Origin of the sequence: Microbacterium sp. K2 (assembly GCF_051365005.1) — a bacterium.
Taxonomy (GTDB): Bacteria; Actinomycetota; Actinomycetes; order Actinomycetales; family Microbacteriaceae; genus Microbacterium; species Microbacterium foliorum_B.
In genome coordinates, this window is sequence record NZ_JBLWII010000001.1 from 1,595,219 (window position 1) to 1,616,633 (window position 21,415).

Sequence of the window (21,415 nt, forward strand, 5' to 3'; positions counted from 1 at the left end):
AGCCCACCCGCACAGGGCGGGTGGGCTTCGGTGTGTGACGAACGTCAGCGACGCGCGGCGCTCGACCGGCGCTTCGCGGCGATGCCCGTGGCCAGTCCGCCGCCGACGACCAACGCGAGTGCGAGAGCCAGGAATGCTGCGCCGGACTCGCCTCCCGTCAGAGCCAGCCCACCGGCGACCGGGGTCGGCGTCGGCGTCGTGACCGGGGCCGGAGTCGGAGACGGCGTGGTCACCGGAGTCGGAGTCGCGGTGGGGATCGGAGTCGGAGTCGGAGTGGGCGTCGGGGTCACGACCGGCACCAGGTTGGCGATGTTGGTGAGCGTGAGCTCGACGCCGGCAGTCGTTCCCGGAGTCACCTCGTAGGTGCCATCACCGCCGTCGACGACGCCCTCACCGGCGATCGTCCATTCACCCCATGTCACTCCCTCGATCTCCGGCAGGTCGATCTCCTCGATCACGAAGGTCGATCCGAGCGGCGCACGGGCGCTGATCACCGGCTCCCCCACGGGAACCGACATCGTGGCTGCGGGGGCATCCGAGCCCTTGACCGAGTACTGCACCGTGTAGGTCGCGTCGCGAGCGGCATCCGCCTGCGCGCCCGTGATCTCCTTGGTGATCGAGAACGTCGTGTAGGCGACGCCGCTGCCGTCGCCCCCTCCGGACTCGACGACCGTGTGGGTCGCAGATGTCTCGAAGGTGTCGACGATCGCGCGGTTGCCGAAGATGTCGCCCTCGGACACCGGCGCGTCCGCCTGGGTGAAGTAGACCAGTTCGTAGGCGAACCCTCCGGCCGGCAGACCGGATGCCGCGAACTCGAACGAACGCCCGTCTTCTGCCAGATCGATCACGTAGGCAGAGGGATCGACCTCCCTCTGGTCTCCGACCAGTGCGCCGTTCACGACCGCGCGCTGAATCAGCTTCACGTCGCCGGTGTAGTGATGTCCCGTGAGGCCCGAATCGAGCGTGTCCCTGATCGTGAAGGAGCCGTCGTCGACATAGCCGCTCGGAATCCCGATGACCCACTTCAACAGCCCATCGGTCGCAGTCAGCCCACCGTACTTGTACGGCTCTTCCTCCTCAGCAGGATCTTCGGGAACCACTCCGCCATCACCCGGGAGGTCTACGATCTCGACCGTGTCGCCCAGGTCGAATTCGACCGTCTCGCTGGTCGTCGTCTGCGAGGCTCTCGCCTTCATCCAGAAGGAGCCGCCCACCTCCTCAAGACCTTCGACCGCCTCGGTGAGAGTGCACACGATGTCCGGCCCGGCACCCGCAGCCACGACGCAGTCGGCCATGACCAGGCCCGTCACCGGATCCGAGATCGTGAACTCTCCCGCCGACTGCCGGCTGAACTCGGCGGGGAGCGTCATCCCGAAGGTCTCTCCCGCCTGCGCTCCGGCCGGCACCGCCCACGCCCCCGAGATCCGGACGGTCTGCCACTGCACCAGCGGCCCGCCGCCGTTCGCATTCTCGAGCGAGATCCTGCCGATCGCTCCGGGATAAGTCACGCTCGGAGCCGCGGCGGCCGGCACGACAGACCCCATCAGCCCTGCAAGCGCCATGACCATCCCCACGATGATCGCCGCGATGCCCCGCCCTCGGCTGCTCGCTCCGCCGGCCGTCTTCGCCTCGCCAATCGTCCTTCTCCGCGCACGCACGAAACCACGCTCCCCAGTCATCGTCTTCCCCATCCGAGTCGAGTCGCTCCCAGTCGCGACCCATCTAAGAGATCAGGAAACTGCCCCGGGATTACGCGGCAACCGGTATACAGCTCCGATATACCGGCATGGGTTGCTGGAGGTGCACGCTCCCCGCCTCAGCGCACGGCCCCGGCGGTCAGCCCGCCCACGAGCCAGCGTTGGAAGAACACCGCGGCGGCGAAGACCGGAATCACGCCGATGAACGACGCGGCCGCGATCTTGCCGAAGTGCGGCGTGCGGTCTCCGTAGAAGAGCGACAGCGCGACCGGGAAGGTCTGCGAATCCACGCTCTGCGTGAGGAAGGTCGCGAGCAGGAACTCGTTGTAGTTGAGGATGGCGACGATGATCCCGATCGCGACGAGGCTCGGCAGCAGCAGCGGCACGACGACCGACCACAGCATCCGGAGGGTCCCTGCACCGTCGATACGCGCTGCCTCCTCGATCTCCACCGGGAGCCTGCGGATGAAGCCCTCCAGCAGCCACACGGCGACGGGGACGTTGACGAGGGCGTAGACGAGCGTGAGCCCGAGGAGCGTGTTGTTCAGCCCCACCGATCGCAGGAGTGTCAGCAGCGGGACCACCGCGACGATCGGCGGGAGCAGCCACGGGCTCATCAGGGTCGCTGCGAGCGTGCGACCACCCGCGTTGTGACGCACGATGGCCCAGGCCCCGGGGACGGCGATTACCAGTGAGACGGCAGCGCCGCCGAGAGCCGCGGCCAGGGAGTTGAGGATCGAACGCGGGATGTCGGTGGCCATCACCTCGCCCCAGTTCGACCACTGCGGATCAGCGCTCCACAGCTCACCCGCGACCGTCTCATCCCGACCCATCAGAGACACCGACAGCAGGTAGGCGAGCGGAACCAGGGTCGCGGCGAGCGCCACGAAGAGCACGCTGCTCGCGACCGGACGAGGAGGGTTCGTTCGATCAGTCATGTCGGGCCTTTCGTGCGAGCACCGCCACCACGAGAGTCACCGCCGTGACGATGACGGCGAAGACGATCGTGATCGCGGATGCCCGACCGATGTCGAACTCCTTCAGGGCGACCTGCTGGATGAGGTAGGTGGTCACCGTGGATGCCTGTCCGGGCCCGCCCGACGTCATCACGAAGACGAGATCGAAGACCTTCATCGCGACGACGAGCCGGATGAAGAGTGCGGCCAGCACCGTGCCGGCGATCGCGGGCCAGGTGATGTTGCGGAACAGGCCGATTCCGTGGGCGCCATCGAGAGACGCGGCCTCGCGCACCGAAGCGTCCTGCGCGAGCAGTGCGGCATACACGAGGATCACGATCAACGGAGTCCACTGCCAGACGTCGGCGAGACCGATCGCGGGCAGAGCCCACGCCGTCGTCGACAGCGGTGCGAGCGAGATGCCGGGCAGCACGGTGGCGAGGAGTCCGCCCCCCGGGTTGAACACGAGCTTCCACAGGGTGCCCACCACCACCGGCGGCGTGATCAGCGGAAGCAGGAGCAGAGTGCGCACGACCGCACCCGAGCGGGTCGCCCGCTCCAGCGCGACCGCGATGGCGACCCCCAGCACGACACTCGCGACGGCCACGACGACCGCGTAGACGACCGTCCGCGCGAAGGAGGCGACGACGTCGGCATCCGAGAGGATCGTCTCGAGGTTCGCCGTCCCGACCCACTCCTGGAAGGGACGTCCGAGCGTCGAGTCGGTGAACGCCGCGGCGAGGACGAACAGAAGCGGATACGCCCCGAGCACGACGATCGACAGGATGGTCGGTGCCGTGAGCAGCAGCGCGGAGGCACCCGCCCGTCTCGGCACTCGGCCGGAGGGGCGGGCGCTCCGCGAACGGATCGATGAGGCGTCAGCCAAGGATCTCTTCCCACTCGGCCTGCACGCGGTCGAGCGTCTCCTGGGCGCTGCCGCCTTCGCCCGCGATGAGCTTCGCCAGTTCGTCGGTGAGGATCTGCGCCGCCTGCGATGCGTTCTCGCCGGTGGGCCAGGCCAACGAGTCGCTGAGCGTCGTGCGATTGACCCGCTGCAGGTCGGGGTAGGTCTCGCCGTACGCCTCGCTCTCGAGCGAGGACTCGCGGTTCGGGTCGATGCCCGTCTGCGGGTCGGCGACGATCAGCTCCGAGTTCACCTCGCTCGACGCGGCGTACTCGATGAACGCCTTGGCGAGATCCGTCTTCTCGGTGTTCGCCGCGATGACCCACGTGAAGCCGGCCACCAGCGAGGCGCGCGCCTCGGTGTTCTCGCCGCCGACGGGCAACGTGGTCACGCCCCACTTGCCCGCGACCTTCGAATCGGGGTTCGTCTCCGAACCCACTCCCAGGTCGGTCCAGTTCTCGATGAAGCCGACCTTGCCGTCGTACCACGCGCCGTTACCGACGCCGAAGTCGGTCTCAGCTGCTGTCGGGAAGGCGTAGGGCACCGCATCCACCAGCGCCTCGGCTGCTGCCACAGCCTCCGGAGAGTTGATCGTGGGATTGCCGTCGTCATCGACGAACTCGCCGCCGAAGCCGGCCAGGCGGTTCGCGTAGGCCGCGCCGAGGATCAGCGGAGACTTCTGGCCGAAGATCGCCGACCCGTAGACGCCCTCATCGCCCTCGTTCTCCGTGATGGTCTTCACGTCGGCCAGGTACTCGTCCCAGGTCGCGGGAGGCTCGGTGATGCCGTTCCGCTCGAGGATCTCCTTGTTGTAGAAGAGCACGTGGGTGTCGCCGTCGAAGGGCAGGCCGTAACGTCGGTCGCCGACCAGCGTGTACGGGTCGTTGATCGAGGGGATGAAGTCGTCGGTGTCGAGCGCCGGCGTCTCGTCGATCCACTCGGTGAGGTCCTGGATGGAGCCGCCTTCGGCGAGATCCCCGATCGACACGTACCAGGGAGCGGCGACGTCGAACGTGTTCGCACCCGACTGCTGGTCGAGAGCGAGGGTCGAGCCGATCTCGTCGTACGGCACGATCGTGAGATTCACCTCGGCCCCGGTCTCATCCTCGAAGTGCTCCTTGAGCCAGTTGCCCGCGCCCTCATGCGAAGTGATGAGCAGCGCGTTCAGCGTCTGACCGGAGAAGTCCCCGTCGGCGCCGGCCCCTCCGGACTCAGGAGCCTGAGGCGCGCAGCCGGCGACGGCGATGGTCGCGGCTGTCAGAGCGGCGGCGCCGAGAAGGACGCGGCGTCGGCGGCGGCTCGGAAGGAATGACATGGGGGCTCCTCAGGCGTCGGGTCGGGGAAGCAGATCGGCGCTCACGCTAGGAGCCGCACCAGGGCCTCCGCATCGCTGACGTAACAGTTCGTCGTGGAGCGACGCGAAGAGTCATCCGGCGGGTCGCGGCGCGGCTCGAGTGGCTATGGTCGCGAAGTCCCCGATCTCCTGAGGAGCACCATGTCACGCCGCATCATCCTGAACGCCTTCGACATGACCTGCGTGACTCACCAGGCTCCAGGACTCTGGCGGCACCCCGACAATCGGGCCGATCGGTACCACGACCTCGACTACTGGGTGGATCTCGCGAAGACCCTCGAGCGGGGCAGGTTCGATGCGATCTTCATCGCCGACGTGCTCGGGACGTACGACGTCTATCGTGACTCGGCCGCCACGGCGCTCGGTGATGCGACGCAGGTTCCCCTCGGCGACCCCGTCGTGCAGATCTCCGCCATGGCGCACGCGACCGAGCATCTCGGATTCGGGGTGACCGTCGCCACGACCTACGAGCAGCCGTACGCGCTGGCGCGCAGGTTCTCGACGCTCGACCACTTCACCCGCGGCCGCGTGGGGTGGAACGTCGTGACGAGCTACCTCGACTCCGCGGCCCGCAACCTCGGACTCGACACGCAGATCGCGCACGATGACAGGTACGAGATCGCCGAGGAGTTCCTCGACGTCACCTACAAGCTGTGGGAGGGCTCGTGGGAGGACTCCGCCGTGCTGCGCGACCGTGAGGCGGGTGTCTTCGCGGATGCGTCGCGTGTGCACCCGATCGGCCACGAGGGGCGGCACTATCGGGTTCCCGGCATCCACCTCGCCGAGCCCAGCCCGCAGCGCACTCCCGTGATGTTCCAGGCGGGCGCCTCCCCGCGCGGACGTCAGTTCGCCGCGAAGCACGGCGAGGCGATCTTCATCAACGGACTGCGTCCCGAGGCGACGCGTCCGGTGACGGATGACATCCGCGACCGTGCCGAGGCCCTCGGGCGTCCGCGCGATTCGGTCAAGATCCTCACCCTCGTCACGGTCGTCGTCGCGGCGACCGACGAAGAGGCGCAGGCCCAGCTCGACGACTATCGCCGCTACGTCTCGGTCGAGGGCGCGCTGGCGCTCTATGCCGGATGGACGGGACTCGACCTGTCGCAGTACGACCCCGACGTCCCGCTCGAGTACGTCGACACGGACGCCGGGCGATCGGCCCTCTCGGTCTTCACCAAGGCCGACCCTGAGCGCAAGTGGACGCCTCGCGACATCGCCCACTACGTCGGTATCGGCGGCATCGGTCCCGTCATCGTGGGCAGCCCGCAGACCGTGGCGGACGAGCTCGAACGATGGGTCGAGGTCGGCGGTGTCGACGGCTTCAACATCGCCTACGTCGTGACACCGGGGTCGTTCGAGGACATCGTGGACCACCTCGTGCCCGAACTCCGCCGCCGCGGTCGCACCTGGGACGACTACCCCGAGGGCACGCTGCGCGGACGACTCAGCGGCGACGGCTCCCCCGTGGTGCCGGAGTGGCATCCGGCGCACGCCTACCGCGGCGCGTACGCGGGCGGCGCGTCTGCCCTGGACGGAACGCTCGGCGGGCCGCTGGTGGATGCCGCTTCCGCTTCCGTTTCGGCGGAAGTCGACGACCTGACAGAACTCACCGAGAAGGAGGGCGCCCGATGAGCGTCATCGCAGAGACCACCCACCGCAGCCGATGGACGGGAACGGCGGATGCCGAAGAGCGCGCGCACTGGCGCGCCATCGCCGAGCGCGTCGCCGCCGAGCTCGAGAGCGATGCGCTGCAGCGCGACCGAGCGAACCAGGACCCGACGGTCGAGCTCGACCTGCTCCGCGATGCGGGGCTGGTGACGCTTCTGCAGCCGGCCGAGTTCGGGGGTGGCGGCGCGCACTGGGAGACGGCCTTCCTCGTCATCCGCGTCCTGTCGCGCGCCGATGCGTCGGTCGCCCAGGTTCTCGCGTACCACTACATCAACTCGGGCAACATCGGCTTCGCAGCCGACCCGTCGGTGCAGGAGAAATGGCACCGCAAGACCACAGAGGGCCGATGGGTGTGGGGCGACTCCGTGAACCCGACCGACCCCGACCTCGAACTGACCGTCGACGGCGAGGGGTATCGGCTCAACGGTCTCAAGCGCTTCTCGACCGGCGCCTCGGCCGGCGACGTCGTGCTGGCGGCCGCACTCGTGCGCGGCGGCGAGCGCGACGGTCAGGTGCTGTTCGTCGTGCTGGACCACGACCGCGACGGCATCCGATATCTCGGCGACTGGGATGCACTGGGACAGCGGCTGTCGGCGAGCGGGTCCGTCCGCTTCGAAGACGTGCGCGTCTCTGCCGACGACGTGCTCGGCGAACTCGGGGACGAGCCCTTCTCGACGCTGATCACGCCAGGCATCCAGCTCGCCTTCGGAAACCTTTACCTCGGTGTCGCCGAGGGAGCACTCGCCCGGGGACTCGACATCGTCCGTGCGCGCCCGCGCGCCTGGTTCCTCAGCCAGGCCGACTCGTACCGCGACGACCCGTTCGTGCAGCGCGTCGTGGGCGAGTTCTCTTCGCGGATCGCGGCGGTCGAGGCGCTGGCGGACCGCGCCGGGCGTCTCTTCGACGAGGTCGTGGATGAGGGAGACGGGGTCACGGCGGCGCGCCGAGGGGAGCTGGCCATCGAGATCGCCAAGGTCAAGGTCGTCTCGACCGAGGTCGGCATCGAGGTCGCGAACAGGATCTTCGAGATCACCGGCTCGAGTTCCGCGCGTGCGGATGTCGGGCTGGACCTGTTCTGGAGGAACATCCGCACGCACTCGCTGCACGATCCGATCGACTACAAGAAGCTCGAGGTCGGCGCGTGGACACTGAACGGCGAGCTCCAGCCGATCTCGCTGTACACCTGATGGGTGAGCAGACGCGGCGGCTCGACGCCGCGCGGGAGCGCTTGCGCCCGATCTTCGCAGAGATCGCGGCGGGCACAGTCGCACGGGAGAAGGATCACGAGCTGCCGTTCGCCGAGGTCGCCGCCCTTCGCGCAGCCGGCTTCGGTCGGCTCCGGCTGCCGATCGAGCACGGCGGTTTCGGGCTGGACTGGGAATCCTTCGCCGAGGTGCTGATCGAGCTCGCCGCGGCCGACTCGAACCTGCCGCAGATCTTCCGTGGCCACATCGCATACGTGGAGCACATCCTGGCTGCGACGCCGAGCGAGCGGCGCTCCCGCTGGCTCGAGCGCATCGCCGACGGAGAGCTGGTCGGCAACGCGTGGTCGGAGAACGGTGCCGCCGCCGTAGGGACGAATGCGACGCGCGTGACCCGGCGCGCCGATGGCAGCTGGCGCGTCGACGGTCGCAAGTTCTACACGACGGGCAGCATCTTCGCGGAGTGGATCGACGCGACCGTCGATCTCGACGGCACGACCGTCACCGCCCTGATCCGCAGGCATCAGAACGGAGTGGAGATCTCCGATGACTGGGACGGCTTCGGGCAGCCTTTGACGGGCACCGGCACGGCTGTCTTCACGGACGCCTCGGTCGACGATGACGACGTCGAGCCGTTCACGTCACGGTTTCCCTTCCAGACAGCGGTCTATCAGCTCACGCTGCTGTCGGTGCTGGCCGGGATCGCCTCCGCGATCGAACGCGACACCGTTGCTCAGGTGCGGGCACGCACTCGCACCTACAGCCACGGCAGCGCCGAACGAGTGGCCGACGACCCTCAGATCCTGCAGATCGTCGGAGAGCTGACGGCGACGAGTGCGACAGCCAGGGCTCTCGTGCTCGACGTCGCGCGAGCTGTGCAGCATGCAGCAGACGTGCTAGGCACGCCGGAGACAGAGGATGCCGTGATCACGGCCGAACTCCGCTCCGCGCAGGCGCAGATCGTGCTCACCGATCTGGTACCCCGCGCCGCCTCTCGCCTGTTCGACACGCTCGGCGCCTCTGCCGTGCGGTCGGGCACCGCTCTCGATCGCCACTGGCGGAACGCCCGCACGGTGTCATCCCACAACCCGTGGATCTTCAAGGCCCGACAGCTCGGCGACCACGCCGTCAACGGCCGGACGCCCGAGTTCGTCTGGTCGGTCGGGCAGGCGAAGGTTCTGGAGGCGAGTGCGGCCGAGCACTGAGACGTTCACCGAAGCCGCCCACGTCGCCCGTCTCGAGACGGAGGGAACGACACAGGCACCCGGTTCTCCGGCCGAAGCCGCATGAGCCGGGCACCTCGTGTACCACGCCCCTCGAGCTACTCGATGGGAAGATCGTCGACGGAATGCCGCGCGATGCTGGCGCTCGTCCGGCGCGGCACCGCTCGGCGCTGCACTGTCCGGAGCACTGCGGATGCACCGGTGACGAGCACGAGCACGCCGATGGTCAGGATCATCAGAGTGCTGATCGTGACGGGCGTGAGGGTGAGCGCCCAGTCGGCGACGCCCGAGCGGCGGTCGTCGTCGGCGATCAGCCAGAGCGAGGTCGCCGCCATGGCGGCGAACAGGACGCCCCAGACGATGGCCGCCCAGCGTGTGCGCGGCGGGGTGACCGCTTCGGTGTGGGGTGCGGATGCCGCGGTCGCCGCTGCTGTCGCCGCTTCGGTGGTCGTCTGAGTGCTCATCGTTCGTCCTCTTCCTCAGCCTCGATGAGGGTGATGTTGATCTCGCCGCTGTCCTGATCGATGGTCACGCGCTGCACGGTCGTCGTCGGTGCGTTCTCAGCCGAGATCGCCTCGGCCACGACCGAGTCGCCGCCGCGTTCCGTCGCCGTCCATGTGCCGCTGTCGACGATGGTGCCGGTGTCGGCCTCGACGCGCGTCCAGCTGACGTCGGTGGTTCCGACGGTCGCCCGCAGCTGCAGCTGCACACCGGGATCGACCGAGATCCAGGTGGTACCGGCGCCCTTCTCCACGACGATCGGGCGCGGAGCGTCCCGGTGCTGGTTGAGTGAGATGTAGAGGTCGCCGAACGGTTGGCGCACGTGCGCCGCCTCGTTGTTCGAGATCGACGCCCACCCGACGCTCACGCCCTGGAAGGCCGAGAACCCGCCCGCCACAAGTCCGGCGACGAGCGTCAGCACGGTCGTGAAGGCGAGGAAGCCGCTGCGCCGTCGGAGGGCACCTGCCACGATCATTCCGATCGCGAGCACCAGCGCCGCCGACAGCAGGCCGAGGGCACCCCCGACGGCGGCGTCGCCGCTGCCGAGCCCGACCAGGGCGCCGACCACGATGGCGAGACCGAGCACTGAGGCGACGATCGCGAAGCCGGCGCGCGGACGGGAGGCGCGACGAATGCGACGGCGTTCCGCGGCCTCGGCGGCGAACACCGCGGCTTCCGCCTGACGCTCGCGTCTGACCTCGTCGCGGGCCATGCGTTCGGCATCCTGCTGCCGCCGGCGCCACGCCTGATCCTGCTCTTTCCACGCCCGGTGCTGGGTCCGCCACGCGGCGACCTCGGCGGGGTCCTGCGCCCCGGACGGCAGCGGCGCGGGAGGAGCAGGCGGGACGTCGTCGGCGAAGGCAGCGGGCGCGGTGTACTCAGCATCTGCGGATGTGGCATCCGTCCCCTCGGCGGTACCCGAACCGCCGAGGGGAACGGATGCCGCCGGGGCCGCCTGGTCTGCGGAACCCACCGGCAGATCAGGCGCGGAAGCACCCGGGGTGCGGCTCGCAGCACGCACGATCAAGAAGAGCAGGCCGCCCACGACGACCAGCCCGACGATCCAGCTGAACACTGCCAGCGCCGACCAGCTCTCGTATCCGAACCCGAACAGGCGTCCGGTGAGCGGAGCCGTCGGAATCAGCCCCACGATGGCCATGCCCAGAAGACCGAGCTGCACGGGCTGATAGTCCCTACGCAGCAGGTCGCGGACGTGGACCCGGCCGTCGAGATCCGGCAGCAGCGCCCACGCCAGGGCGTAGAGGAAGATGACCGGCAGGCCGAAGAGCGCTGCCACCACGAGCACGCCGCGCACGATCAGCGGGTCGATCCGCAACCGGGCCGCGATGCCGGCGGCGACCCCGCCGAGCCAGCCGTCGGAGCGCGCGACGCCGAGACCGGCGACCCACAGGAGGAAGCGCTCGGCGCCGTGCGGAACGGCCGGCCTCGGCGGGGCGGCCTGGTCGGCGGGAGGCGGTGGCGCAGTCGGAATCGTCATGCGTCAATCCTGTCTCCCCCGGTCGGGTCCCTGCCATGGGGTGAACCCCTGAGCGGCCCCTGATTCTCGCCCGGGGAGGCCCCGGATCCGCGCGACGGATGATTGGATGGCGACATGTCCTCTTCCGCGACCGCCTCTGCGCGATCCGTTCGCACCGCCGTGTCGCCGCGAGCAGGAGAAGACCCCCGGCACGAGCCTCGTCCGGCCCTGACGCGCGACCGCGACTGCCTGGTCGCGGGTGTCAGCGCCGGTCTCGCCCGTCACCTGGGTGTGCGGGTGTGGATGGTCCGCGCGCTCTTCATCGCTCTCACGGTGTGCGGCGGGGCCGGCGTCCTGCTCTACGCCTGGTGCTGGGCTTTCACTCCCTGGACAGACGGCGATGACACCCCGACGCGACGGGTGCCGGTGGCCTGGATGCTGCTCGCACCGGCAGCCGTCGGCATGCTCATCGTGCTGTTCTGGCGCGGAGGCAGCGACTGGCTCTCGGGAACGATTCCACCTGATGCAGCAGCCGTGGTCGTGTTCGGCACCGTGGGAGCGGCGACCGGGGCCGGGCTGTGGGCGACCCTGATCGATCGCACCGACACCGCCCGCGGTCCTCGTCACACGATGCTGGTCCGGATCCTCTCGGTCGCACTCCTCGCGATGCTGTTCGGTCTGCTCCTGACCCGGCCGGTCAGCAGCACCGGTGTCGCACTCGTGCTGATCCCGCTCGCAGGGATCCTCGCCGTGCTGCTGTCGACCATGATCCCACGGTGGCGCGACCTGGCGGGCGAACGTGTGCGACGCATCCGTGAGGAGCAGCGGAGTGAGATGGCCGCCCACCTGCATGACTCTGTGCTGCAGACTCTCGCGCTGATCCAGAACAGGGCGGGAGCATCGAGCGAGGCGGCTCGGCTCGCGAGAGCGCAGGAGCGTGAGCTGCGCGCCTGGCTGTATGACGGCGACGCCCCGGCCGACAGCGATCTGGCGACCGACCTGCGCGACTACGCCGGGGGCCTCGAGCTCGACTACCCGGTGCGGATCGAGGTGGTCTCGGCCGGCCTCTCCACGGAGCGCGCGAGCGGAGAACTCGCCGCGGCGGCGCGAGAGGCGATGCTGAACGCAGCACGGCACGCGACGGGCGAGGTCTCGGTCTACATCGAGGGCACCACGACCGACGTCGACGTGTTCGTGCGCGATCGGGGCCGCGGCTTCCGACTCGACGACGTGCCGAGCGACCGCCTGGGCGTGCGGGAATCGATCATCGGTCGGATGCGCAGAGCCGGGGGCTCAGGCACCGTGCGCAGCGACGAGAGCGGCACCGAGGTGCATCTGCGACTGTCGACCGCGCCCCGGGGAGCGGCGAACGCGCAGGTGCCGAACGCGCAGGCGAACACCGATGAAGGCGAGGACGGTCGTGGTTGACAGCATCCGGATCGTGATCGTCGACGACCACTCGATCTTCCGCTCGGGGCTCCGCGCCGATCTCGACGCGAGCGTCGAGGTGGTCGGCGAGGCGGCCGACGTACCGTCCGCCATCGCGATGATCAGCGAGACCGTGCCCGATGTCGTGCTCCTCGACGTGCACCTTCCCGGTGGCAGCGGCGACGACTCCACCGGCGGCGAGTCGGTGATCCGCGGCTCGCTGCCGACGACGGCCCGGTTCCTGGCCCTGAGCGTGTCGGATGCCGCGGCCGACGTCGTGCGAGTGATTCGCGCTGGCGCGCGCGGCTACATCACGAAGGGCTCATCGGGCGGGGAGGTCAGCCGCGCAGTGCACGCCGTCGCGGGCGGGGATGCGGTGTTCTCGCCGCGGCTTGCCGGGTTCGTGCTCGATGCGTTCGGCGCTGTCGCCGGCGAGATCGCCACGACGACCGACGAACTCGACCGACTGTCGGCGCGCGAGCAGGAGGTGATGCGGCTGATCGCCCGGGGTTACGCATACAAGGAGGTGGCCGCCGAGCTGTTCATCTCGATCAAGACGGTCGAGACGCACGTCTCATCGGTGCTGAGGAAGCTGCAGCTGTCGTCGCGCCACGAGCTCACGGTCTGGGCATCGCAGCGCCGACTGCTCTAGCGGGCAGCTCTTCGCCGTGCGACACCACCCGGTCCGCTGCCCGGATCGTCGCCGGGCGATGAGAGACGAGCAGTACCGCCCGATCATCGACGCGATTCAGGATCTCCATGATCGCCGCGTCGGCCTCAGGGTCCAATGACGCCGTCGCCTCGTCGAGCACGAGCACGCGCGGGTCACGCAGGAGCGCCCGGGCTATCGCGACACGGGCGCGCTGCCCTCCGGACAGCCCCGAACCGTGCTCCCCCACCGGGGTATCGAGCCCCAGGGGCAGAAGAGTCTCCGGATGCAGGAGGCCAGCCGCCCGCGCAGCGGTGTCGATCATGCCGTCTGTCGCCTCAGGGTCGCCGAGGAGGATGTTCGAGCGAATCGTTCCGCGCAGCACCGGCGACGACTGCGGGACCACCGCGATGCGGGATCTGAGTGCATCGTCGGGCAGATCGCGCAGATCGACGCCGTCGATTCGGATGCTTCCCGTGTCGGGATCCCAGAGGCGCTGAGCGAGCCGGACTGCCGTGGACTTGCCTGCACCGGACGGGCCGGTGAGTGCGACAGTCTCGCCGCGGCGCACATGCAGGCTCATCTCATCGAGCACTCTGCGTCGCTCGTCGTAGGAGAAAGAGACTCGATCGAACACGAGTCCCGACTCGGGCAAGGTGCTGGACCGCGCCGCCCGATCGGCGACGGCAGGCGGCTCCTCGAGCACCCCGGAGATGCGCTCCGCCGCCGCGCGAAGCGTCCCGGCGCTGCGGAGGAGATCGGCGATCTGCGAAGCAGGAGCGAGGCCGGCGACCGCGACGGTGACCGCCAGCGGAATCTCGGCCGGAGCGATCGCGGAGCTGTCGAGGATCACGACGAGGATCGCTCCCAGCGTCGCGAAAGCGAGGGTCGCATCGGCGACACTGCGCTCCGCCCCCACACGCGCGGCTTCGCGCACTTGCAGTCGGGCCAGCGCTCTCGTGTCGGCAGCGAGTCGATCGGCTTGGACCTCGAAAGCGTCGGCACCGAGCAGCTCGCGAAGGCCGCGCACACTGTCGAGCAGATCGGCACGAAGCGTGGCTGCGCCGGCGGCCATGGCGTCGCTGTCGCGTCGAGCACGTCGAGCGGTGATCAGCGGGACCACGACGCCGACGACGAGCAGCGGGGGCCATACCCACAGCAGCAGCGGACTGATCGTCGAGGACACCGTTACGCTCGCCGAGAGGATGAGCAATGCGCTCAGGGTCTGCGCCGCGGTGTGGGCGTAGAGCCACTCAAGAGTCTCGATGTCACCCATCACGGTGGTCGCGAGGTCTCCCGTGCGGCGACGGCGGGAGCGCATCGGCAAGGCGTGTCGGAGCGCATCGAACACGCGCGACCGCAGATCCCCGATGATCCGGTAGGCCAGATCATGCGAGACCCAGGATTCCCGCCACGCCGTCAGCGCGGCGATCACTCCGAGGCCTATCAAGACGGGGAAGATGAAGCTCGCAACCGGTTCGTCTGCGACGACTCGTCCCACCACGACGGCCAGGCCCAGGGCGATCGCCAGCAATGTCGCCTGCGTGACCACGCTCCACAGCACGGTCTCGATGAAGAGCCCGCGGCGCGATGCCACGATGGGCAGCATTCGAAGGACCGTCTTCATCGCACGCCCTGTCCGGCGACCACGCCGACCGGCGGCGGCCCGTCACCGCGCGCCCGGAGTCGGCCGCCCTGCAGCACGATCCACTGGTCGGCATGCCCGCACGCACTCTCACGATGAGCGATCAGGATGATCGTGCGATCGGATGCCGCCGCCGCGACGCCGTCGATGACCCGCTGCTCGGTGTCGACATCGAGAGCCGAGGTCACCTCGTCGAGCACGAGCAGAGGCGCCGACGACAGCAGGGCCCGAGCGATCGCGAGGCGCTGCCGTTGCCCGCCCGAGAGCTGCTCGCCGTTCTCGGCGAGCACGGTGTCGTAGCCGTCGGGCAGCGCTACGATGACGTCGTGGATGTCCGCCGCCCGCGCGGCCGAGACGATCTCTGCGTCACCGGCGTCGGGCCGGTACAGCCTCAGATTGTCGCGCACCGTCCAGGCGAACAGCACAGGGTCCTGCGGCACCACCACGACGGTTCTGCTGCGCGCCCCGGACGTGTACTCGCGAAGATCGACTCCGTCTACGCGGATCCGTCCCGAGTCCGGGTCCACCTCGCGGTCGAGCAGTCGGGCGAGCGTGCTCTTCCCCGACCCGGATGTGCCCAGCACTGCGAGAGTCCGCCCGCCGCCGATGTGCAGATCGAATTCCCGCAGCCCACTGTCCGTGTCGGGATAGCGAAAGCCGACGTCATCGATGTCGACTCGTCCACCGCGGGCAGATTCGTCGCATGTGCCGTTCTCCCTGATCGCGGGCGTGAGGGAGAGCAGACGGTCGAGGCCGTCGACGGCACTGAGGCCGAGATACCCGGCATGCCATTGCGCACCGAGATCCTGCACCGGTCGAAAGCACTCACGAGCCAGGAGCAGGACACTGAGGATCGTCGCAGCGGACGCGCTGCCGTCGCTCACTGCCCTGAACGCCGCGAACACCGCGAGAACGACCCCCAGGTGCATCGCCAGCGCGCTGACCGCGGTCTCGACCAGAGACAGTCGCAGCTGGGTCATGGTCGAACGGCGCAGCCCCTCGGCGTCGACCGCGAGTCGCTCTGCGGTGCGCCCCGAAGCACCGAATGCGCGCAACAGCGGGATGTTCTGCAGTGCCTCGACGTAATCGGAGGAGAGCCGGCTGAACCGCTCCCACCGAGCGCGGCCGTTGCGCAACAGCAGCGCATCCCATGCGCGAGGAGCGATCACGGCGACTGCGACGGAGGCAGCGAGGGCGAGTCCGGCCGACGGAGACACCGTCGCTGCGATGACGACCACGCCGGCCGGCACGATGAGCACGACCAGAAGCTGGGGAAGATAGCGCGTGTAGTAAGCATCGAGACCGTCGACACCGTCTATCACCGTCGCTGTCAGCGCACCCGAATCTCGCTCGGTGGCCGATACGGCTGCGAGCTGACCGAGGAGCCGCCGGCGCAGCGCGATGCGCACAGACGCGCCGACGCGGACGGCGATGGGCTCTCGCGCCCAGAGCGCCACCCCGCGCAGAAGCGTCACCCCGGCCAGCAGCACCAGGAGCGGCAGCACGTCGCCGCTCTCCCGCACGAGCTCCACGATCACCGACGACACCGCGAGCGCGAACACGACATGGAGCGCGGATACGAGCAGCCCGACGGCGGCGAGCGCGAGGATCGCGCGGGGCACGGCGCCGGCGAGCTGCAGGAGTCGTCGGTGGATCATCGCTCAGAACTCGTCGGGGTAGAGCGCCTCGGCGATCTGTCGCACGACTTCGATGTTCCCGAGCGTTCCGGGGAACATGTCGGCACTGGACACCGCGATCAGCCGGTCGTCACGCACGGCGGGCATGTCCGGGAAGGTGGAGGTGAGGTACTCGCGCGTTGCGGCCTCGTGGGCGTCGTCGTAGACGGAGAACACCAGCGCGTCCGGCTCCTCTGCCGCGAGCGACTCCGGAGATACGGTGGCAGCGAAGAATCCGGCGAAGGCAGGCTGCTCCGGGGTGAAGATGCCGTCCGCCCCTGCGGATCGGAGGATGTCGTACTCGATTCCCGCTCCGATGCCCTGCAGAGTCGAGCCCTCGACGTACACCTGCGCGACACGCAGCCTGTCGACGTCCGACACCGCCGCCGAAACGGCCTCCAGATCGGCTTCGCTCTCGGCGATGAGGTCTGCGGCGGCGTCTTCGACACCGAAGATCGTGCCGAGGTTCTCGAGGTCGAGGAAGAGATCGGTCACCTCGCCGTCCATCCGCCGCTCCTTGCAGCCGCCGGCTGCGACATACACGGCGGCGCCGGCCTGCTCGAGCTGCTCGATGCTCGCGAACCCCTGCTCTGCGGTGAACTCGTAGGTCGTGGGCGAGTAGACGAAGTCGGGCTCGACCGAGAGCAGGTCTTCACGGCTGGGCGGCATGGTCTCTCCGACGACCGGGACATCCTCGGCCAGCGCTGCGACGTCATCCGGAAGCGCCTGCGCGGTGGACTGGGCCTGGCCCACAAGGCGATCCGCGAGGCCCAGACGCAGAAGCAGTTCGGTCTGCGCGGGGTGCATTCCCACGACCGCTTCGGGCGGGCCGTCGAGCACGATCTCTCGCTCGCAGTTCGCCACCGTGATCAGGTCATCGCTGTCTGCGGTGCCGGTGGTGTCAGCGGTCACCGATGTGCCGCATCCGGTGAGGATCATTGCTCCCGCCGAGAGCGCGGCGAAGGCCGCGAAGGTGCCGCGCAGACGAGTGCGTGTGGGGTCAATCATGAGTCGATGCTGCTTTCTGTTCGGATCGGTGCGGGGTGAAGCCTGTGGAACGAGGGACGGATGACCCGCCGAGGCGACGGAAGGCGAACACCGGTGCGACGTCGTCTGCGAAGACGCGGACATCCACTCCGAAGACGGTGCGGATCAGTTCCGGGGTGAAGACAGCGGCAGGGGTTCCCTCCGCCGCGATCCGCCCTCCAGCGAGAACGACGACGCGGTCGCAGTACTGGCTGGCGAGATTGATGTCGTGAAGGGCAGCGATGACCGTACGGCCAAGGCTGCGCACGGTGCTCATCAGTTCGTGCTGGTGGCTGATGTCGAGATGGTTGCTGGGCTCGTCGAGCACGAGCACGGGGCTCTCCTGGGCCAGGGCGCGCGCCAGCATGACGCGCTGCCGCTGTCCGCCTGAGAGCGTCGCCACCATCCGGTCGCGGACGTCGGATATCTCCGCCTGCTGCATCGCGTCGGCGACGATGAGAAGGTCCTCCGCAGAGTCGCGACCGAACGACGCGTGGTGCGGAGCCCTGCCCAGCAGAACGGTCTCCTCGACGCTCAGATCGAAGTCGGTGGGCGGATCCTGAAGCATCACCGCGACCGCTCTGGCCACCTGCCGGCCCGTGAGCGCTCGCAGGTCATCGCCGTCGAGCCGCACGACACCGTGTCGTGGTTTCACCGCGCGGTAGAGGGTGCGGAGCAACGACGACTTCCCACTGCCGTTGGGACCGAGGAGTCCCACCACTTCTCCTGAGTTCACCGTGAGCGATGCCCCGCTGACGACGTCGCGGCCGCCGAGGGTGACGGTGATTCCTTCGATGTCGACCCTCATCTGCCGAACCCGGCCCGTTCAGCTCCGCTTCGGCGCATCAGCCACAGGAAGAAGGGAGCACCGACGAAGGCGGTGAGAATCCCCAGAGGGATCTCCGTCGGTGCCGCGACTGTCCGGGCGAGCAGATCAGCGATCATGAGGAAGGCAGCACCGCCGAGCATCGTCACCGGGATCAGGCGACGGTGGTCCGCGCCGACGGCGATCCTCGCGACGTGGGGGATGACGAGCCCGACGAACCCGATGCCCCCCGCGACCGACACGACGGCGCCGGTCAGCAGCGAGGCGACGACCAGCAGCAGCCCCCGCAGGGCGGTGGCATTCACCCCCAACGACGCGGCCGACTCATCGCCCGTCATCAGAGCGTTCAACGATCGGGACAGCAGCATCGCGATCACCCCGGCGACGACCAGCGCCGCAGCAGGGCCGATCAGGCTGGACATGGTTGCTGCCGAGACGCTGCCGAGCAGAAAGAACAGCACGCTGACCACGTTCTGCGCGTCGGTCGAGATCGTCAGATAGCTCGTCATCGCGCTGAGCAGTGTGCCGAGGGCCACACCGGAGAGGATCATCCGGGTCGGGGACAGAGCTCCGTCTTTGCGCGCCAGTGCCCATACACAGGCGCACGCTACGAGAGCTCCGACGAAGGCGGCGACGTTCATCGAGAGCCCGCCCAGCGCCGCAGACCCGAGCACGATGACCGCCACTGCACCGACGCTCGCTCCGGAAGACACACCGAGGATGTAGGGCTCTGCGAGCGGGTTGCGAACAGTCACCTGCATGAGCGCTCCGGCGAGCGCGAGGCCGGCGCCTGCGAGCGCAGCCAGAAGCGCCCTCGGGAGCCGGAACTGCCAGACCGCTTGGTCCTGCAAAGTGGTCAACGACCCGTCAATCATCCAGGGCATCCCTGGGACGAGGTGACCGAGGACGATCTGTGCCGCTTCGACCGGATGCACCTGCACTGACCCGATAGCACCGGAGAGCACGATCAAGGCGATGATCGCGATCGTCAGCGCGAGACACAGCAGCGCCGCGCGACGCGACAGCTGACGTCGCGGACCGACGGGGATCGGGCCGAGGGCTTGCTCGCGCACCGGCGCGAGAGACAGGGAGGGGCGAGGCACAGCGCTCACATTAGTGAGAATGATAATCATTAGCAAAATCTGATCAGCCGTCGACAGACGAACGCAGAGGGGCCACGGGTGATTCCGCCGGCCCCTCCTCGCGTCACGCCTACCCCTGGCGCCCCTTGAAGCGCGGATTGAGCTTGTTGATCACGAACACTCTTCCCCGACGACGCACGACCTGAGCACCCGGCTGATTCTTCAACGACTTGAGTGAGGCACGAACCTTCATAGCGATCTCCTTATTGATAATCTTTCTCATTAACAGACTATGGTGGGACGGAGATTCAGTCAAAGAAGGAGAGCAGGTCGTTCGTGGATAACAGCAATCCCCTCGTCGTCGTCGGAGTGTGCGTGCCCGAGCGGCAGTCCTATGCTGCCCACCTCGCCCGCGCGACCGGTGGCCGCCTGATCTCCCTGGTCGAGCGGAAGCCGCCGCAAGTGCAACAGTCGATCTCGGTCTCGCCCGAACATCCCTCGGTGGCACGGATGCCGTCCAGCATCGTGGCGGATGTCGCGAGCGGACTGGATCTGCCCCACCTCGACCTGGCCAACGACCCACAGTCCTCGATCATCTGCGTCGTGGATGCACTGCACATGCAGCATGACCTCCGCGACGGTGAGCCCCTCATGGAGGTCGTCGGCGAGGGCGATGACAGAGGTGACTTCGGCTCGCGCGCACGCCGAGCGGCGTCATACCTGGAAGTCGCGAGCCTGATCTGCTTCGTGAACTGGGAGCCCATCCCCACGGCTCAGCTGTCGCTTCTCATGGCGATCGCCTCACATCTCAATCCCACGGCGCGCGTTCGACTGTCGCGAGGTCCCGGAGAGGATCTTCGCGCGCTGCGCGCTTCTCCGCAGGATCCGAGGCCGTTGCTCGAGCGAGCAGGCTGGGTTCATTCCCTGAACGACGAACACGACCCGCACATGACCGATTCCCGAGTGGCGACGCTGCGTTACGACCAGCCGCGTCCGTTCCACCCCGGCCGGCTCACCCAGGCGCTCGACGACATCGACTCCGGCCGACTCGGCACCGTGCTCCGGTCGGCAGGCTTCTGCCGTCTCGCCACTCGCGCCGGCGTCCTCGCCCGTTGGGATCAAGTCGGCTCGGCGATCTGGATCGACCCGCTCTCATCCGAGCTCGAGGCTGCGACGACGGCGCAGGATCTCGCGTTCACCGGCGTCGATCTCGACCAGCACGCGATCCGAGGCGCTCTCGACGCCGCGGCCGTGACCGACGACGAGCTCACGGCAGGCCCCACGGCGTGGCGACGATTCGCCGACCCGCTTCCTGCCTGGCCCGTCGACGTCGAGGAGCTGCCATGAAGGCTCACCATCACACCGCTCGCGTGTGACACCCGGCATCCGCTCACCCGAACCGACAGCACACCTCAAGGCAGGCTTCACGACCGATCAGCCGTCGACGCGAACTCGCCCCTCCAGCAGGGCAACCACATGCTCGGCATCCCCGATGACAGCGGGGTCGTGCGAGACGCAGACGACGGCGACACCGCGCGCCGCCTCCTCGCGCAGCACCTCTCGGATGCGGAGTCCACTCGCCGCGTCCAGACCCGTGGTCGGTTCATCGAGCAGCAGCAGGTCGGCGTCGCGTGCCAGCCCCTGGGCGAGCAGGGTGCGCTGCTGTTGGCCGCCCGAGAGAGACGCGAACGGATGCCGTGAGAGCGCGCCGATGTCGAGTCGATCCATCGATCGCTCGACGAGCTCGCGCGCCGTGGCATCCATTCGTCGCCACAGTCCGAGCCGACCCCACGCGCCGACGCTCACGACGTCTCTCACCGACACCGGTAGCCCCTGCGGGATCGCCGCTCGCTGCGGCACGAAGGCGACGGCCCCGCTGACATTCCGCTCTCCGTCGTGCTCCCGCGTCCCCGCGAGGACCTCGAGCAGCGTCGACTTGCCGGCTCCATTCGGGCCGGTGATGACGGTCACCGTCGCCGAAGGGATGTCGACATCGACACCCGATAGCGCGGCGCGACCGTCGAAGGAGACGTGGATGCCCGTGAGGCGTGCGGCCACGGTCTGGGTCGATCCGAGAAAAGTCATGACTCCACTTTATGAG

At 68.6% G+C, this 21,415-nt stretch carries 19 protein-coding genes; 6 read left to right on the forward strand and 13 right to left on the reverse strand.

All coding sequences use genetic code 11. The annotated features are described in order from the left end of the window. Positions 1-44 precede the first annotated feature (44 nt). From ACLKOY_RS07865 to ACLKOY_RS07880, 4 genes are all read right to left on the reverse strand, one after another. The gene (locus tag ACLKOY_RS07865) at positions 45-1,679 is read right to left on the reverse strand and encodes a DUF5979 domain-containing protein (protein ID WP_436453123.1); all 1,635 of its coding nucleotides are present in this window, start codon (positions 1,677-1,679) and stop codon (positions 45-47) included. Between the two features lie 137 nt (positions 1,680-1,816). After that, entirely contained in the window at positions 1,817-2,635 is an 819-nt protein-coding gene (locus ACLKOY_RS07870; protein WP_436453124.1) for a carbohydrate ABC transporter permease, read from the reverse strand. Beyond that, entirely contained in the window at positions 2,628-3,539 is a 912-nt protein-coding gene (locus ACLKOY_RS07875) for a carbohydrate ABC transporter permease (RefSeq protein WP_436453125.1), read from the reverse strand. Before ACLKOY_RS07875 ends, ACLKOY_RS07870 begins: the two co-directional genes overlap by 8 nt. After that, the gene (locus tag ACLKOY_RS07880; RefSeq protein ID WP_436453126.1) at positions 3,532-4,872 is read right to left on the reverse strand and encodes an ABC transporter substrate-binding protein; all 1,341 of its coding nucleotides are present in this window, start codon (positions 4,870-4,872) and stop codon (positions 3,532-3,534) included. The genes ACLKOY_RS07875 and ACLKOY_RS07880 overlap by 8 nt, the downstream gene beginning before the upstream one ends. 180 nt (positions 4,873-5,052) lie before the next feature. On the opposite strand from ACLKOY_RS07880, the gene ACLKOY_RS07885 reads away from it, so the two are divergent. From ACLKOY_RS07885 to ACLKOY_RS07895, 3 genes are read left to right on the forward strand one after another with little or no spacing between them, the layout of a single operon-like run. Continuing rightward, positions 5,053-6,543, forward strand: a complete 1,491-nt coding sequence (locus tag ACLKOY_RS07885; RefSeq protein WP_436453127.1) for an LLM class flavin-dependent oxidoreductase — start codon at positions 5,053-5,055, stop codon at positions 6,541-6,543. Further along, entirely contained in the window at positions 6,540-7,766 is a 1,227-nt protein-coding gene (locus tag ACLKOY_RS07890) for an acyl-CoA dehydrogenase family protein (protein ID WP_436453128.1), read from the forward strand. Before ACLKOY_RS07885 ends, ACLKOY_RS07890 begins: the two co-directional genes overlap by 4 nt. Then, positions 7,766-8,986: an acyl-CoA dehydrogenase family protein gene (locus tag ACLKOY_RS07895; protein ID WP_436453129.1), complete on the forward strand. Its 1,221-nt coding sequence runs from the start codon at positions 7,766-7,768 to the stop codon at positions 8,984-8,986. The genes ACLKOY_RS07890 and ACLKOY_RS07895 overlap by 1 nt, the downstream gene beginning before the upstream one ends. A gap of 116 nt (positions 8,987-9,102) precedes the next feature. Here the strand turns inward: ACLKOY_RS07895 and ACLKOY_RS07900 are convergent, their stop codons facing one another. Both ACLKOY_RS07900 and ACLKOY_RS07905 read right to left on the reverse strand, forming a co-directional pair. Then, positions 9,103-9,468: a hypothetical protein gene (locus ACLKOY_RS07900; protein ID WP_436453130.1), complete on the reverse strand. Its 366-nt coding sequence runs from the start codon at positions 9,466-9,468 to the stop codon at positions 9,103-9,105. Further along, positions 9,465-11,003, reverse strand: a complete 1,539-nt coding sequence (locus ACLKOY_RS07905; protein ID WP_436453131.1) for a PspC domain-containing protein — start codon at positions 11,001-11,003, stop codon at positions 9,465-9,467. Before ACLKOY_RS07905 ends, ACLKOY_RS07900 begins: the two co-directional genes overlap by 4 nt. 114 nt (positions 11,004-11,117) lie before the next feature. Here ACLKOY_RS07905 and ACLKOY_RS07910 point away from each other — a divergent pair, with 114 nt between their 5' ends. Both ACLKOY_RS07910 and ACLKOY_RS07915 read left to right on the forward strand, forming a co-directional pair. Further along, positions 11,118-12,410 carry an ATP-binding protein gene (locus tag ACLKOY_RS07910; RefSeq protein ID WP_436453132.1) on the forward strand — a complete coding sequence of 431 codons (1,293 nt, stop codon included), beginning with the start codon at positions 11,118-11,120 and terminating at the stop codon, positions 12,408-12,410. Continuing rightward, positions 12,385-13,062 (forward strand): LuxR C-terminal-related transcriptional regulator, encoded by a 678-nt coding sequence (locus tag ACLKOY_RS07915; protein WP_436453133.1) that lies wholly within the window; start codon positions 12,385-12,387, stop codon positions 13,060-13,062. The genes ACLKOY_RS07910 and ACLKOY_RS07915 overlap by 26 nt, the downstream gene beginning before the upstream one ends. On the opposite strand, the gene ACLKOY_RS07920 is transcribed toward ACLKOY_RS07915, so the two are convergent. The 6 genes from ACLKOY_RS07920 to ykgO form a co-directional block, all read right to left on the reverse strand. Then, positions 13,028-14,686 carry an ABC transporter ATP-binding protein gene (locus tag ACLKOY_RS07920; protein ID WP_436453134.1) on the reverse strand — a complete coding sequence of 553 codons (1,659 nt, stop codon included), beginning with the start codon at positions 14,684-14,686 and terminating at the stop codon, positions 13,028-13,030. The two genes, ACLKOY_RS07915 and ACLKOY_RS07920, sit on opposite strands and share 35 nt — an antisense overlap. After that, positions 14,683-16,362, reverse strand: coding sequence for an ABC transporter ATP-binding protein/permease (locus ACLKOY_RS07925; RefSeq protein WP_436453135.1), 1,680 nt, complete (start codon positions 16,360-16,362; stop codon positions 14,683-14,685). Before ACLKOY_RS07925 ends, ACLKOY_RS07920 begins: the two co-directional genes overlap by 4 nt. Before the next feature lie 3 nt (positions 16,363-16,365). Beyond that, positions 16,366-17,388, reverse strand: coding sequence for an ABC transporter substrate-binding protein (locus tag ACLKOY_RS07930; RefSeq protein WP_436453136.1), 1,023 nt, complete (start codon positions 17,386-17,388; stop codon positions 16,366-16,368). Then, positions 17,381-18,214 (reverse strand): ABC transporter ATP-binding protein, encoded by an 834-nt coding sequence (locus tag ACLKOY_RS07935; protein ID WP_436453137.1) that lies wholly within the window; start codon positions 18,212-18,214, stop codon positions 17,381-17,383. The genes ACLKOY_RS07930 and ACLKOY_RS07935 overlap by 8 nt, the downstream gene beginning before the upstream one ends. Continuing rightward, positions 18,211-19,335: a FecCD family ABC transporter permease gene (locus ACLKOY_RS07940; RefSeq protein WP_436453138.1), complete on the reverse strand. Its 1,125-nt coding sequence runs from the start codon at positions 19,333-19,335 to the stop codon at positions 18,211-18,213. The genes ACLKOY_RS07935 and ACLKOY_RS07940 overlap by 4 nt, the downstream gene beginning before the upstream one ends. A gap of 109 nt (positions 19,336-19,444) precedes the next feature. After that, entirely contained in the window at positions 19,445-19,567 is a 123-nt protein-coding gene (gene ykgO / locus ACLKOY_RS07945; RefSeq protein ID WP_036311902.1) for a type B 50S ribosomal protein L36, read from the reverse strand. A gap of 83 nt (positions 19,568-19,650) precedes the next feature. Between ykgO and ACLKOY_RS07950 the strand changes: the two genes are divergently transcribed. Continuing rightward, positions 19,651-20,661, forward strand: a complete 1,011-nt coding sequence (locus ACLKOY_RS07950; RefSeq protein ID WP_436453139.1) for a GTP-binding protein — start codon at positions 19,651-19,653, stop codon at positions 20,659-20,661. Positions 20,662-20,748: 87 nt separating this feature from the next. Here the strand turns inward: ACLKOY_RS07950 and aztA are convergent, their stop codons facing one another. Then, positions 20,749-21,399, reverse strand: coding sequence for a zinc ABC transporter ATP-binding protein AztA (gene aztA / locus ACLKOY_RS07955; protein WP_436453140.1), 651 nt, complete (start codon positions 21,397-21,399; stop codon positions 20,749-20,751). Between the last annotated feature and the right edge of the window lie 16 nt (positions 21,400-21,415).

Excerpts from the sequence above, each read along its gene's own strand:
- ACLKOY_RS07865 (WP_436453123.1), bottom strand. The coding sequence starts at position 1,679 with ATGACTGGGGAGCGTGGTTTCGTGCGTGCGCGGAGAAGGACGATTGGC.
- ACLKOY_RS07870 (WP_436453124.1), bottom strand. The coding sequence starts at position 2,635 with ATGACTGATCGAACGAACCCTCCTCGTCCGGTCGCGAGCAGCGTGCTC.
- ACLKOY_RS07880 (WP_436453126.1), bottom strand. The coding sequence starts at position 4,872 with ATGTCATTCCTTCCGAGCCGCCGCCGACGCCGCGTCCTTCTCGGCGCC.
- ACLKOY_RS07885 (WP_436453127.1), top strand. The coding sequence starts at position 5,053 with ATGTCACGCCGCATCATCCTGAACGCCTTCGACATGACCTGCGTGACT.
- ACLKOY_RS07890 (WP_436453128.1), top strand. The coding sequence starts at position 6,540 with ATGAGCGTCATCGCAGAGACCACCCACCGCAGCCGATGGACGGGAACG.
- ACLKOY_RS07895 (WP_436453129.1), top strand. The coding sequence starts at position 7,766 with ATGGGTGAGCAGACGCGGCGGCTCGACGCCGCGCGGGAGCGCTTGCGC.
- ACLKOY_RS07900 (WP_436453130.1), bottom strand. The coding sequence starts at position 9,468 with ATGAGCACTCAGACGACCACCGAAGCGGCGACAGCAGCGGCGACCGCG.
- ACLKOY_RS07905 (WP_436453131.1), bottom strand. The coding sequence starts at position 11,003 with ATGACGATTCCGACTGCGCCACCGCCTCCCGCCGACCAGGCCGCCCCG.
- ACLKOY_RS07910 (WP_436453132.1), top strand. The coding sequence starts at position 11,118 with ATGTCCTCTTCCGCGACCGCCTCTGCGCGATCCGTTCGCACCGCCGTG.
- ACLKOY_RS07915 (WP_436453133.1), top strand. The coding sequence starts at position 12,385 with ATGAAGGCGAGGACGGTCGTGGTTGACAGCATCCGGATCGTGATCGTC.
- ACLKOY_RS07920 (WP_436453134.1), bottom strand. The coding sequence starts at position 14,686 with ATGAAGACGGTCCTTCGAATGCTGCCCATCGTGGCATCGCGCCGCGGG.
- ACLKOY_RS07925 (WP_436453135.1), bottom strand. The coding sequence starts at position 16,362 with ATGATCCACCGACGACTCCTGCAGCTCGCCGGCGCCGTGCCCCGCGCG.
- ACLKOY_RS07930 (WP_436453136.1), bottom strand. The coding sequence starts at position 17,388 with ATGATTGACCCCACACGCACTCGTCTGCGCGGCACCTTCGCGGCCTTC.
- ACLKOY_RS07935 (WP_436453137.1), bottom strand. The coding sequence starts at position 18,214 with ATGAGGGTCGACATCGAAGGAATCACCGTCACCCTCGGCGGCCGCGAC.
- ykgO (WP_036311902.1), bottom strand. The coding sequence starts at position 19,567 with ATGAAGGTTCGTGCCTCACTCAAGTCGTTGAAGAATCAGCCGGGTGCT.
- aztA (WP_436453140.1), bottom strand. The coding sequence starts at position 21,399 with ATGACTTTTCTCGGATCGACCCAGACCGTGGCCGCACGCCTCACGGGC.